The organism is Isoptericola sp. NPDC057391 (assembly GCF_042668085.1).
Taxonomy (GTDB): domain Bacteria; phylum Actinomycetota; class Actinomycetes; order Actinomycetales; family Cellulomonadaceae; genus Isoptericola.
In genome coordinates, this window is record NZ_JBHVBO010000123.1 from 1 (window position 1) to 12,565 (window position 12,565).

Sequence of the window (12,565 nt, forward strand, 5' to 3'; positions counted from 1 at the left end):
AGCGTGCGCTCGCGCCCGAGCACCTCGAGCGACTCGAAGAGCGGGAGGCCGACGGTGCGGCCGGTGACGGCGACGCGCACCGGGGCCTGCGCCTTGCCGAGCTTGAGGCCGTGCCGCTCCCCCACCGCCGTGACCAGGTCCTTCAGCGGCTCCGCCTCCCAGGTCCCGAGGTCCGCGAGCGCCGCGCGGGCGTCGACGAGCAGCTCGGCCGCGCCGGCCTTCATGGCCTTGGCCCAGGAGCGCTCGTCGTCGACGGGCTCGTCGAGGAAGAGGAAGTCGACGTTGTCCGTGATGTCGGCGAGCAGCGCGACGCGCGACTGCGCGAGCGGGGCGACCCTCGCGAACGCGGCGGCGTCGTACTGTTCCTCGGTCCACGGCGCCCTCGGGGCGTGCAGCCACGGGTCGACGGCGGCGACGAACTCCTCGACGCTCAGCATCCGGATGTACTCGCCGTTGAACGACAGCAGCTTCTTGACGTCGAAGAACGCCGAGGCGCTGTTGACGTCCTCGATGCGGAACCGCGCGACCAGCTCGTCGAACGGCAGGATCTCCTCGTCGTTGCCCGGCGCCCAGCCGAGCAGCATGAGGTAGTTGACCATCGCGTCGGGCAGGTAGCCCTCGGCGAGGTAGTCCTCGAGCGCCACCTTGTCGCGCCGCTTCGAGAGCTTCTGGCGCTTCTCGTTGACGATGACGGGCAGGTGCGCCCACGTGGGCGGCTGCGCGCCGAGCGCCTCCCACAGCAGCTGCTGCTTGGGGGTGTTCGGCAGGTGCTCCTCGCCGCGGATGACGTGCGTGATGCCCTCGTCGAGGTCGTCCACGACGTTCGCCAGGAGGAAGACGGGCGAGCCGTCCCCGCGCGCGACGACGAAGTCCTCCATCGCGGAGTTCGGGAAGGACGGGTTGCCGCGGATGAGGTCGACCACCTGGGTCTCGCCCTCGTCGGGGGTGCGGAAGCGCAGCGCCCGGCCCGGCTCGTAGTCGAGGCCGCGGTCGCGGCAGAAGCCGTCGTAGCCCGAGTGCGCGTTGCCGGTGCGGGCGGCGACGTCGTCGCGGGTGCAGTCGCAGTAGTACGCGCGCCCCGCCTCGTGCAGGCGGGCGGAGGCCTCGCGGTGCTTGTCGACGTTCTGCGACTGGAAGTACGGGCCCTCGAACGTCGGGTCCTCGGCGTGCATGCCGAGAGCCGCGAGGGCGTTCAGGATGCCGTCCACCCACTCGGGCTTGTTCCGCGCCGCGTCGGTGTCCTCCACGCGCAGCACGAACGTGCCGCCCTGCTGCTTGGCCACCGCCCAGTTGAACAGCGCCGAGCGGGCGCCGCCCACGTGGAACATGCCCGTCGGGGACGGGGCGAAGCGGACACGGACGGCGGAGGAGCCAGCTGCGGGGATCACGGGGTCCAGCGTAGTTCGCCGTGGACAGGCCGCGGCCCGGTGCCCGGGACGCCCCGTCCGATTCCCGCCGGACCTCCTGCGTCGACCGCCCTAGCGTCGAGGCATGACCACGACCCCGTCCGTCCGCGAGCACTCCGGCGAGCGTGCCGATCAGCACACCGGCCAGCACGTCACGGTGGACCCCGCGATCCTGTACTTCGGCACGCCCGTGGTGCTGCTCAGCACGGCCAACGAGGACGGGACGACGAACCTGATGCCCATGTCGTCCGTGTTCTGGCTGGGGCGCAGCGCCGTGCTGGGCATCGGCGCCCGCAGCCAGACAGCCGCGAACCTGAGACGGCGCCCGGAGCTCGTGATGAACCTCGCGTCGCCGCCCAACGTGGCCCACGTGGACCGCCTCGCCCTCACGACCGGCCGCCCCGACGTCTCGCCGTGGAAGACCCGCGCGGGCTACGTGCACGTGCCGGACAAGTTCGGCGCCGCGGGGCTGACGCCGCTCAGCTCCGCGACGGTGCGCCCGCAGCGCGTGGCCGAGTGCCTGGTGCACCTGGAGGCCGTGGTCCGGGAGGTCCGGCCGCTCGGCTCGCGCCCCGGCGACGACCCGGAGGCCGCGCGGCAGCTCGCCGTCGAGGCGCACGTGACGCGGGTGTGGGTCGACCCGGCGATCCGGCTGGCGGGGCACCCCGACCGGATCGACCCCGACCTGTGGCGGCCGCTGGTCCTGAGCTTCCAGCGGTTCTACGGCCTCGGCGCCGAGGTGCACCCGTCCCGCCTGGCCGGCATCGACGAGGACCGCTACCGCGAGGCGCGGACGGCGTCGTGACCGGCGCGCACGCGCCCTACGGCACCGGCGCGCACGCGCGCCACGGCGAGCGCCACGGGCGCGGCGAGGTCCGGGTTCGGCAGGTCGTCGACGGGCCACCACCGCACGTCGAGCGACTCGTCGCTCACGGCGTGCCGGGCGCCGTCGGGCGCGACGGCGACGAAGCGCACGTCGAGGTGGTGGGCCTCGCCGTCGGGGCCGCAGAACGGGACGGCGTGCTCGTCCAGGTGCACGGGCACCGGGTCGAGGTCGACCTCCAGCCCGGACTCCTCGACGGCCTCGCGGCGCGCGGCCCCGGCCAGCGTCGCGTCGCCGGGCTCGAGGTGCCCGCCGAGCTGGAACCACCGGCCCGCCTTGGCGTGCAGGGTCAGCAGCACGCGCGACGCGTCTGCCGACAGCACCACCGTGGACGCGGTGACGTGGTCCGGGCGGCACGTGCGCAGCACGCCGTCCGGGTGGGCGTCGAGGTGCGCGACGAACCGGTCGCGCAGCGCGCGCTGCCCGTCGCCGGCCGCGGGCATGCGCCGCAGCACCTCGCGGGCGTCGGCGCCCGCGCCGTCGGGTCGCACGCTCAGTCGCGGCGGAACACGGGGTTGGCGAGGACGCCGATCCCCTCGACCTCGCACTCCACGCGGTCGCCGTGGTCGATGCGACCCACCCCGGCCGGCGTGCCGGTGAGGATGACGTCCCCGGGGAGCAGGGTCATCGCCTTGCTGATGTACGACACGAGGAACGGCACGTCGAAGACCATGTCCGCCGTGCGCCCGTCCTGCTTGAGCTCGCCGTTGACGCGGGAGCGCACGGCGACGTCCTCGGGGTCCAGGTCGGTGTCGATCCACGGGCCCAGCGGGCACGAGGTGTCGAAGCCCTTGGCGCGGGCCCACTGGCCGTCGGTGCGCTGCGCGTCGCGGGCGGTGACGTCGTTGGCCACCGTGTAGCCCAGGATGTACGAGCGCACGTTCTCCGGCTCCACGTCCTTGGTGACCTTGGAGATCACGACGGCGAGCTCGGCCTCGTAGCTGACCTCGCGCGTGAACTCGGGCAGCACCACCGGGTCGTCGGGGCCGACGACGGCGGTGTTCGGCTTGAAGAACAGCAGCGGCGTGGCCGGCACCTCGCCGCCCATCTCCTTGGCGTGGTCGGCGTAGTTCTTGCCGACGGCGACCACCTTGGAGCGCGGGATCACCGGGGCGAGCAGCCGGACGCCGTCGCCCAGCTCGATCCGCTCCCCCGTCGGCATGGCCGGCATGTAGAGCGGGTCGCCGCCGAGGACGGCGAGGAACGTCTTGTCGCCCTCCTGCTGGACGAGGGCGAAGCGGGGGTCGTCTCCGGTGGTGAATCTCGCGATGCGCACGCGCCCAGGTTACGCGGGGCGCGTGCCCCGCACGGTCCGGTGCCCGTCAGGCGCGGGCGAGGACCTCGCCGTGCAGGATGGCGAACCAGCCGTCGGGCGCCTGGGCCCACGCCTGCCAGTCCTGCGCGATCTGCTCGAGCGCGACGTCGTCGGCCAGGCCGGACTCCTTGGCCTGCACGGCGAAGTTGGACTCCACGCAGCGCTCCGCCCACAGCTCGCCCCACCACTGGCGGTCGGTGGGGGTGGCGTAGCACCACGACGACGCCGAGGGCACGATGCCGTCGAGCCCGGCCTCCTGCACCCACGACATGAGGCGGCGGCCGGCGTCGGGCTCGAACCCGTACGCGTGCGTGACCTCGTGGTACAGCTCGTTCCACTCGGTCAGACCGGGCGTCTCGGGGTACCAGGCCATGCCCGCGTAGTCGGCGTCGCGCACCGCGACGAGCCCGCCCGGCTTCGCGACGCGCTTCATCTCGCGCAGCGCGGCGACCGGGTCGGACAGGTGCTGCAGCAGCTGGTGCGCGTACACGACGTCGAACGAGTCGTCGTCGAACGGCAGCTCGTAGGCGTTGGCCTGCTCGAAGCGGACGTTGGCGTAGCCCAGGGCCGCGGCGTGCTCGCGCGCCGCCTCGAGCACCTTGGGGCTGGCGTCCACGCCCACGACCTCGCCGCCGGCGAGGATCCGGCCGAGGTCGGCGGTCACCGTGCCGGGGCCGCAGCCGACGTCGAGCAGCGACATATCGTCGCGCAGGTGCGGCAGCAGGAAGCCGGCCGAGTTCTGGGCCGTGCGGCTGCGGTGCGAGCGCAGCACCGACTCGTGGTGGCCGTGCGTGTACGACTCGGACTCCTTGCTGGGCACCGTGTGGTGGGTGCTGGGTGCCTCGATCGCGTCGTTGAGGTCGGCACCGGCGGGTTCGGGGTCGCCCTGGGGTGCGGGCTCCGCGCTGAGGTCACTCATGCTCCTACCGTAGTGACCGCGCGGCCCGCAAGCCGCGGCGTTCTCACGCACCGGGACGACGCGCACCACCGCGCGGTGGCATCATCGCGCCATGACCGCGGCCACAGGCGCGCCGACCTCCCGCCTTCGGGCCGGCGTGCGCGCGGGCCTGCGCCGTCTCGCCGGCGGTCCGGGCCGCGTTTCGGGCGTCGACGTCGCCCGCGGGATCGCCGTCCTGGGCATGTTCACCGCCCACGTCGGCGTGACGACGCCGGACGCCGGGCCCGCCTGGTGGCTGCTCCACCTGTCGCACGGGCACTCCTCGATCCTGTTCGCGCTGGTGGCCGGCGTGTCGGTCGCGATCGTCTCGGGCGGGCCGCGCCCGCTCGACGGCGACCCGCTGCGGCGGGCCCGGTTCCGCCTGCTCGTCCGTGCCGCGCTGCTGCTGGTCGTCGTCGCGCTGCTGGACCTCCTCGGCACGCGCGTCGCCCTCATCCTCGGCTTCTACGCCTGCTACTTCGCGCTCACGCTGCCCTTCCTGCGCTGGCGGCCCCCGCGCCTCCTCGCCCTCGCCGCGGTGGTCGCGCTCGTCGGGCCGCTGCTCGCGTACTGGGGGCCGGAGGCGCTCGCGCGGGCCGGGCTGCGCCTGCCCCGCGACGGCTCCGGCGCCGTCACGGACTTCGTGCTCACCGGGCACTACCCGGCGATCGTCTGGATGGCGTACGTCCTCGCGGGCATGGCGATCGGGCGCTGCGACCTGCGCTCGCCGCGCCTGCGCCGCGGGCTCCTGCTGGGCGGGCTGGCCGCCTGGGCCGCGTTCTCGGTGCTGTCCGGCGTGCTCGTCGGCCGGGCCGGCGGCGAGGAGGCCGTGGCCGAGCAGGTCATGGCGCGCCAGTCCGTCGACGGTGCCCCGTTCCCCTGGGACTCCCCGTGGCCCGGCGCCGCGGGGCTGCTCCTCGACGGCCCGCACGACGACACGACGATCGAGGTCCTCGCGTCGGGCGGGTTCGCGGCGGCGGTCGTGGGCCTGTGCCTGTACGCCGGCCGGGTCGGGCGGTGGGCGCTGGCCCCGCTGGCCGCGGTCGGGTCGATGGCGCTGACCGTCTACTCGCTGCAGATCGTCGCCATCTGGCACTGGGACCTGCTCGGGTCCACCACCAACGGCCCGCTGCTCGTGATGGTGCTGGTCACCCTCGCCGCCGCGACGGCGTGGCGGTTCCTGCTCGGCCGCGGTCCCCTCGAACGTCTGGTCGGCGCCGTCAGCGACCGCGCCGTGGGGCCGCCGACGGCACGGTCGTGAGCCCCAGGGGGTGCGCCTCCAGGGCCGCCAGCACGTCCGTCGCGTCGAACGCCTCGGCCGGGCCGAGGGCGCCGGCGCCCCGGTGCCGTCCGTCCAGGAGCCGGACGACGCCCTCCGCGAGGATCGGCGCGGAGACGGCGTAGATGTCGTGGCCCGTCACGGCCAGCCCGCGCGTGACCGCGCCGCGGCGCACGGCGACGTCGACGACGAACCGCTGGGACGACCGCTCCCCGTCGGTCGGGGGCGGCGGCGTCCGCTCGTCGCGGAGCTCCTCGAGAGGCCCGGAGGTGAGGTACGAGGTGAGCTCGCCGACGGCGAGGTGTCGCGTGACGGTGAGGACCTCCGAGAACGGCTGCTGGACCACGGGCTGCTCGCCCAGCGGCGCGGGGAACGGCCACCGGCCCGTCGGCGCGGGGTCGGCGAGCGGCACGAGCCGGCCGCCGCGGACGACGAGGCGGGTCGCGGTGTTCCGCTCCCCGGTGACGCGGGTGCCGGCCGTCGGCCACCAGTGGTCCAGCCCGACGGCGACCTCGACGGCGTCCGCGTCGCGCTCCCCCTGGAGGGCGGCGGTGACGAGCAGGTCGGCGAGCCCGCCGTAGAACGCCATGGCGGGCACGACGGCAACGCCGGCGGCGCGGGCAGGGGCGTCGAGCTCCTCGTACAGCAGCCGCACCGCGGGCTGCTCGGCGGTGACGTCGAGGTAGTGCGCGCCGGCCGCCACCGCCGCGCCCGCCAGCGGCCGCGCGGTGTCGAGGAAGGGGCCGGCGCAGTTCACCACCACCGCGACGCCGTCCAGGGCGGCGCGCAGCGCGGCGGGGTCGTCCGCCCTCGCCGTCCGGACCTCGAGCCCGGGGTACCGCGCCGCGACCCCCGCGAGCCGCTCGGCGCTACGGCCGGCGAGCACGGGCGCCAGTCCGCGCCGGACCAGCTCGTCGACGACGAAGGCGCCCGTGTGACCGGCGGCTCCGTAGACCAGCACTGCCCCGCGTGTCGTCATGCGCCGATCCTGCCGCACGCACGCCCCGGGTGTCAGAGGGTGACGGAGCCCTGGATCGTCGTGACCGCGGCGCCGCCGACCCACACGGTGTCGTCGTCGTCGCGGCGCACGTGCACGCGGCCGCGGCGCCCGAGGGCCGTGCCCTGCGAGGCGACGTACGAGGGCGGCAGCAGGCCGCCCGCGAGCCACTGCCCGAGCCCGGCGTTGAGGCTCCCGGTCACCGGGTCCTCGGGGACGCCGATGTCGGGCACGAACGCGCGCACCTCGACCGCGGCGTCGGACTCGCCCGGCTCGTAGGTGCCGACGACGCCGATCTTCAGGCCGCCGAACGCGGCGAGGTCCGGCTCGACGGCGAGCACGGCCGCGGCGTCGCGCAGGCGGGCCGCGACCCAGCCGGGCCCGTTGTCCACCCAGGCGGCGTCGACGATGTCGGCCACGCTGACGCGCAGGCCCTTCGCGATCGCCGCCAGGTCCTCGGGGCCGACGGTTCCCGACCGCCGCAGGGGCGGCGCCGCGAACGCGAGCCGGCCGGCGCCCGCGTCCCGGCGGACCGTGACCAGGCCGACCCCGCACTCCTGCACGACATCGCCCTCGCCGACCGCGCTCTGCGGCACCCCGCCGGCCTCGAGCCAGGCGTGCGCCGTGCCGAGCGTGGGGTGCCCGGCGAACGGCAGCTCGCCGCCGGGCGTCCAGATCCGCACGCGGTAGTCGGCGGCGGGGTCGGTCGGGGCGAGCAGGAACGTCGTCTCGGACAGGTTGGTCCACCGCGCGAAGGCGGCCATCTGCGCGTCGTCGAGGTCGTCGGCGTCGTGCACCACGGCCACCGGGTTGCCGGTGAGCGGGCCGGTGGCGAAGACGTCGACCTGGCGGAAGTCGTAGGTGTGCGGCACGAGTCACACGCTAGCCCCGGCAGGGGCGTGCTCGCCGCGCTCGTACCCTGGTGGGGTGCACGCGACGACCCTCCACGACCCGGCGGCCCCCGCCGACGTCGTCGTGCCGCGCGACGACTGGGAGCCACGGGCCGCCGCGCACGCCGCCCGTGCGGACGCGCTGACGTCGGTGTGGCGCGAGGCCCGCGACCGCGGCGCGAAGCACGCGATCGAGGACTTCCTGTTCACGTACTACCCGACGCGCGTGAGCCACCTGCGCCGGTGGCACCCCGGCCCGGGCGTGGTCCTCGCGGACGCCGCCGGGCACGCCGGGTGGCGCTGGTACCGCGAGGTGGCGCTGCCGGGCAACGACGGCGGTGCGCGCGGCACGGGCGCGACGCTCGACGTCGACGCGTTCGTCGCCGACCGCGGCGACACGGTCCGCTACGTGCGCGCGCTCGTGTCGGCCACCGCGGGCCGCCCGGGCACGTTCGGCTGCTTCGGCCTGCACGAGTGGGCGATGGTGTACCGCGACCGCGCGGCGGGGCGCGACCACCGCCATCCGCTGCCCCTGCGCCTCGGCCACGACGGCACGGACGCCGTCGTCGAGTCGCACCGCATCGGCTGCTCGCACTTCGACGCCTACCGGTTCTTCACGCCCGAGGCCGCCGGCCGCAACCAGCTGCGCCCCACCCGCGAGCGCCAGCCGGCCATGGAGCAGCCCGCCTGCCTGCACGCCGGGATGGACCTGTACAAGTGGGCCTTGAAGCTCGGCCCCGCCGCGCCGGGCGACCTGCTGCTCGACGCGTTCGAGCTCGCCCGCGACATCCGGTACACCGACATGGCGGCCGCGCCGTACGACGTCTCGTCGTACGGCGTCGAGGCCGTGCCGATCGAGACGCCGGAGGGCAAGGCAGAGTACGTGCGCCGGCAGCGCGGGTTCGCCGCGCGCGGCCAGGAGCTGCGCGCCCGCCTGGTCGCCGTCTGCGACCGTCTCCTGGCGGACGTCGAGGGCTGACGGTCAGTCGGAGACCATCCCGCTGACCAGCGCGCGCCAGGTCACGGGCCCGACGACGCCGTCCACGAGGACCCCGAACGCGGACAGCGCCCGCTGGAACTCGCGCACCGCGCTCTCCGTCCTCGGCCCGAAGACCCCGTCGACCACGAGGTCGACGTCGATCCGGACGTCGAGCTCGGACTGCGCCCCGCGGACGGCGTGACCGCGGCTGCCGAGGCGTACGGTGACGACGATCGCGCCCCAGGTCCTGGGCCCGACGACGCCGTCGACCTCGAGGCCGAAGTCGCGCTGGGAGGCGCGCACGGCGGCCTCGGTGAGGGGGCCGAACTTCTCGTCCACCTCGAGGTCGTGGCCGTGCTCGTTGAGCAGGTGCTGCAGCGTGCCGACGGGGTGGAACCGGTCGCCGGGACGGACGACCGGCCAGGGGTCGAGGGCCTTGCTCGTCGTGACGGACATCGCCGCCTCCTTCGTGGGGCCGGGCCGGGCAGGTCGTCGCCCTGGGAAAGCCTGGCGCCCTCGCGGGAAGGGAGCGCGGCATGCTGGGCCAGATACGTCGGCCGGATCCGTCGGCCGGCGGCGCCGTGCGGTGGCGTAGGTCGACGGTGTCAGCCGGCCCGGCGCGCCCGGAGCGCGGCCTGGGCGTTGCGGTTGGTGCACGCGGTGGAGCAGTACCGCCGCGAGCGGTTGCGCGACAGGTCCAGCACCAGCCCCTGGCAGTCCGCGTCGGCGCAGACGGCGAGGCGGGAGTGCTCGTCGTCGCGGATGACGTCGATCATCGCCATCGCGGTCTCGACGACGATGCGCGTGGCGAGCGGGGCGTCGTCGGCGGTCGCGTGGACGTGCCAGTCCTCCCCCGAGTGGCGTACGAGGCGCGGGTGGACCGGCACGCCGGCGAGCAGCTCGTTGACCAGGCCCGCCGCCTCGTCGCGGTCGGCGAGCAGCAGGGCCCGCAGGCGCGGCCGCAGGGCGCGCACCTGGGCGAGCTCCTCGGCGGTGCCGTCCCGACGCCCCGTGTACTCGTGCTCGCGGAAGAACCTCTCCAGGTCGGCGGGCGTCTCCAGCGTCTCGGGCGGCTCGCCGGAGTTCACGAGGGCGACGGCCGACCGGAGCTCCGCCACGGTGTCATGAGCGAACGGCATGTTGACACGTTACTCCACCTGGCCGTAGCGTCATGAGCCATGGCAGAGATGACGCATGACAGCGCCACGGCGACGCGCGCCGGCCTCGGCACGGGCCTCGCCCTCGCGGTCGTCTCCGCCGTGACGTTCAGCCTCTCCGGCCCGCTCGCCGCCGGGCTCTTCGCCACCGGCTGGAGCCCGGGCGCCGTCGTCCTGGTGCGGGTCGCGGTCGGGGCGCTCGTCGTCCTGCCGTTCGGCGTCGTCGCCCTGCGCGGCGACTGGTCCCCCGTGCGCCGCAACGTGCGGCTGCTGCTCGGCTACGGCGCGCTCGGCGTCGCCGCGACGCAGTTCTGCTACTTCGCCGCCGTGCAGCACATGCAGGTCGGCCCCGCGCTGCTCATCGAGTACTCCTCCCCCGCCGCCGTGGTCGCCTGGCTGTGGCTGCGGCACGGGCAGCGCCCCGGCCGGACGACGCTCGCCGGCATCGCGCTCGCCGCCGCAGGCCTCGTCCTCGTGCTCGACCTCGCCGGCGCCCGGCTCGACCCCGTCGGCGTCGCGTGGGCGCTCGGCGCGATGGTGGGCGTCTCCGCGTACTTCCTGCTCAACGCCCGCACGGACACCGGGCTGCCGCCGCTGAGCCTCGCGGCGGGCGGGCTCGTCGTCGGCGCCGCCCTGCTCGGGCTGCTCGGCGCCGTCGGCGTCATGCCGCTGACCGCGTCCGCCGACCCCGTTCTGCTCGCCGACGCCGTCGTGCCCGCCTGGGCGGTGCTCGCCGCCCTCGGCGTCGTGACCGCCGGCGTCGCCTACGTCACCGGCGTCGGGGCCGGACGGCGCCTCGGCGCGCGGCCCGCGTCGTTCGTCGGCCTCCTCGAGGTGGTCAGCGCCGTCTTCTTCGCGTGGGTGTTCCTGGGCGAGCTGCCCCGCCCCGTCCAGCTCGTCGGCGGGCTGCTGGTGCTGGCGGGGGTGGTCGTCGTGCAGCAGGGCGAGGCCGCGACCCGCCGCACGCCGCCGACGATCAAGGCGACGACCGACCCGGCCGGAATGCCGTAGGTCGCGGCGGGCGCCGGCTGGGAGGATCACCGCATGTCCCGCGTCCTCGCCGCCACCCCGTCCGAGCCCGTCGTCGTCCCCGCGCAGGTGCGCCTGCTCGCCGCCGGCGACGACGTCACGCCCGTGTGGCGCAACGAGCTCGGCGGCCTCACGTTCCGCCTCTCGGCACCCGGCGAGACGACGCCGGTCGGGATCGCCACCGGCGACCGGTACGTCAAGTGGGTCCCCGCCGGCACGCCCGAGCTGGACCTCGACGCCGAGGCCGAGCGGCTCGCCTGGGCGGGACGCTTCACCCCGGTGCCGCGGGTGCTCGACCGCGGCACCGACGACGACGGCGCCTGGCTGCTCACCGCGGGCATCCCGGGCCGGTCGGCCGTCGACCCGCGCTGGCTGGCCCACCCGGACACGGCGGCGCGCGCGATCGGCGCCGGCCTGCGGGCGATGCACGACGCCCTCCCGGTGGACGACTGCCCGTTCTCGTGGGGCGTGGACGACCGGGTCGCTCGCCTCTCCCCCGACGCCCGCGCCCGCGTGGGCGACGTGCCCGCCGTCGACCGGCTCGTCGTGTGCCACGGCGACCCGTGCGCCCCCAACACCCTGCTGGACGACGGCGGGCGCTGGACCGCGCACGTCGACCTCGACGCGCTCGGCGTCGCCGACCGCTGGGCCGACCTCGCGGTGGCGAGCTACAGCCTGGAGTGGAACTACGGTGACGGCCACGAGCCCGCCTTCTTCGACGGCTACGGCATCGCGCCCGACGCCGAGCGCATCGCCTTCTACCGGCGCCTGTGGGACCTCGGCTGACCCACCCGGCCGGTACGGGGAACCCCGTACCGGCGACCGTGCAGATCACGGTCAGATGACGCGGTTCCCCTGATGTGCGGACGGGACCGACGCCGTAGCGTCGAATTTGTCCGGTTCCCGAACGAACATTCCGTACGAACACAGGAGAAGCAACGATGCGTCTTCGTTCCACCCTCCTCGCCGCGGCCGTCGGCGTGGCCGCTCTCCTCGCGCCGCTCGCCGCGGCGCCGGCGGCGTCCGCCCACGGCTGGGTGACCAACCCGCCGAGCCGCCAGGACCTGTGCGCCAGCGGCACCCTGTCCTTCGACTGCGGCGGCATCAAGTACGAGCCGCAGAGCGTCGAGGCCCCCAAGGGCTCGATGCAGTGCTCCGGCGGCAGCGGCTTCGCCATCCTCGACGACGAGTCGAAGCCGTGGCCCCGCACCACGATCGGCTCCAGCGTGACGATGAAGTGGCAGATCACCGCGCGCCACTCCACCTCGACGTGGGAGTACTTCGTCGACGGCGTGCTGCACCGCACGTTCGACGACAAGGGCGCGCGGCCCGAGGCCGTCGTGAGCCACACGCTGGAGAACCTGCCGGCCGGCGACCACACCATCCTCGCCCGCTGGAACGTCGCCGACACCGTCAACGCGTTCTACGCCTGCGTCGACGTGACGGTCGACTCGGACGGCTCCGTCGAGCCGACCGACCCGCCGGTAGACCCGAGCGACCCGCCGGTCGAGCCGGGCGAGTGCGAGGACGCGGCCTGGAACCCGTCGTCCGCCTACACGGGCGGCACGAAGGTCTCCTACGAGGGCCGCGCGTACCAGGCCAAGTGGTGGACCCAGGGCGACACCCCGTCGTCCTCGGCCGGCGAGTGGGCGGTCTGGACCGACCTCGGCGCCTGCTGACACCCGCCACGTCC

The 12,565-nt window shown here is 75.1% G+C and carries 14 protein-coding genes; 6 read left to right on the top strand and 8 right to left on the bottom strand.

Going from position 1 to position 12,565, the window contains the following annotated elements; genetic code table 11:
* A partial coding sequence (gene gltX, locus ACFUVW_RS14705; RefSeq protein ID WP_430572070.1) for a glutamate--tRNA ligase occupies positions 1-1,388 on the bottom strand: 1,388 nt, incomplete at its 3' end.
* 103 nt (positions 1,389-1,491) lie between these two features.
* Between gltX and ACFUVW_RS14710 the strand changes: the two genes are divergently transcribed.
* Complete coding sequence (locus ACFUVW_RS14710) at positions 1,492-2,211, top strand: flavin reductase family protein (protein ID WP_430572071.1); 720 nt, start codon at positions 1,492-1,494, stop codon at positions 2,209-2,211.
* Here ACFUVW_RS14710 and ACFUVW_RS14715 read toward each other — a convergent pair.
* From ACFUVW_RS14715 to ACFUVW_RS14725, 3 genes are read right to left on the bottom strand one after another with little or no spacing between them, the layout of a single operon-like run.
* The gene (locus ACFUVW_RS14715) at positions 2,184-2,780 is read right to left on the bottom strand and encodes an NUDIX hydrolase (protein WP_430572072.1); all 597 of its coding nucleotides are present in this window, start codon (positions 2,778-2,780) and stop codon (positions 2,184-2,186) included. The genes ACFUVW_RS14710 and ACFUVW_RS14715 overlap by 28 nt on opposite strands.
* Before the next feature lie 2 nt (positions 2,781-2,782).
* On the bottom strand, positions 2,783-3,565 hold the full coding sequence (locus tag ACFUVW_RS14720; protein WP_430572073.1) for a fumarylacetoacetate hydrolase family protein: 783 nt from the start codon (positions 3,563-3,565) through the stop codon (positions 2,783-2,785).
* Positions 3,566-3,611: 46 nt separating this feature from the next.
* Positions 3,612-4,523: a methyltransferase domain-containing protein gene (locus tag ACFUVW_RS14725; RefSeq protein ID WP_430572074.1), complete on the bottom strand. Its 912-nt coding sequence runs from the start codon at positions 4,521-4,523 to the stop codon at positions 3,612-3,614.
* Between the two features lie 91 nt (positions 4,524-4,614).
* On the opposite strand from ACFUVW_RS14725, the gene ACFUVW_RS14730 reads away from it, so the two are divergent.
* Positions 4,615-5,802 carry a heparan-alpha-glucosaminide N-acetyltransferase domain-containing protein gene (locus ACFUVW_RS14730; protein ID WP_430572075.1) on the top strand — a complete coding sequence of 396 codons (1,188 nt, stop codon included), beginning with the start codon at positions 4,615-4,617 and terminating at the stop codon, positions 5,800-5,802.
* Here ACFUVW_RS14730 and ACFUVW_RS14735 read toward each other — a convergent pair.
* Both ACFUVW_RS14735 and ACFUVW_RS14740 read right to left on the bottom strand, forming a co-directional pair.
* Positions 5,762-6,799, bottom strand: coding sequence for a saccharopine dehydrogenase family protein (locus ACFUVW_RS14735; protein ID WP_430572076.1), 1,038 nt, complete (start codon positions 6,797-6,799; stop codon positions 5,762-5,764). The two genes, ACFUVW_RS14730 and ACFUVW_RS14735, sit on opposite strands and share 41 nt — an antisense overlap.
* A 32-nt stretch (positions 6,800-6,831) precedes the next feature.
* On the bottom strand, positions 6,832-7,689 hold the full coding sequence (locus ACFUVW_RS14740) for a PhzF family phenazine biosynthesis protein (RefSeq protein ID WP_430572077.1): 858 nt from the start codon (positions 7,687-7,689) through the stop codon (positions 6,832-6,834).
* A gap of 55 nt (positions 7,690-7,744) precedes the next feature.
* On the opposite strand from ACFUVW_RS14740, the gene ACFUVW_RS14745 reads away from it, so the two are divergent.
* A complete protein-coding gene (locus ACFUVW_RS14745; RefSeq protein ID WP_430572078.1) occupies positions 7,745-8,686 on the top strand; it encodes a 3-methyladenine DNA glycosylase in 942 nt (313 codons plus the stop codon).
* Between the two features lie 3 nt (positions 8,687-8,689).
* Here ACFUVW_RS14745 and ACFUVW_RS14750 read toward each other — a convergent pair whose 3' ends face one another.
* Together ACFUVW_RS14750 and ACFUVW_RS14755 are read right to left on the bottom strand one after the other, a co-directional pair.
* A complete protein-coding gene (locus tag ACFUVW_RS14750) occupies positions 8,690-9,142 on the bottom strand; it encodes a peptidoglycan-binding protein (RefSeq protein ID WP_430572079.1) in 453 nt (150 codons plus the stop codon).
* Between the two features lie 149 nt (positions 9,143-9,291).
* Positions 9,292-9,825, bottom strand: coding sequence for a CGNR zinc finger domain-containing protein (locus ACFUVW_RS14755; protein ID WP_430572080.1), 534 nt, complete (start codon positions 9,823-9,825; stop codon positions 9,292-9,294).
* A 39-nt stretch (positions 9,826-9,864) separates the two neighbouring features.
* Here ACFUVW_RS14755 and ACFUVW_RS14760 point away from each other — a divergent pair, with 39 nt between their 5' ends.
* From ACFUVW_RS14760 to ACFUVW_RS14770, 3 genes are all read left to right on the top strand, one after another.
* On the top strand, positions 9,865-10,854 hold the full coding sequence (locus tag ACFUVW_RS14760) for a DMT family transporter (protein WP_430572081.1): 990 nt from the start codon (positions 9,865-9,867) through the stop codon (positions 10,852-10,854).
* A 33-nt stretch (positions 10,855-10,887) separates the two neighbouring features.
* On the top strand, positions 10,888-11,658 hold the full coding sequence (locus ACFUVW_RS14765; protein WP_430572082.1) for a phosphotransferase: 771 nt from the start codon (positions 10,888-10,890) through the stop codon (positions 11,656-11,658).
* A gap of 155 nt (positions 11,659-11,813) precedes the next feature.
* Complete coding sequence (locus ACFUVW_RS14770) at positions 11,814-12,551, top strand: lytic polysaccharide monooxygenase (protein ID WP_430572083.1); 738 nt, start codon at positions 11,814-11,816, stop codon at positions 12,549-12,551.
* Positions 12,552-12,565 lie beyond the last annotated feature (14 nt).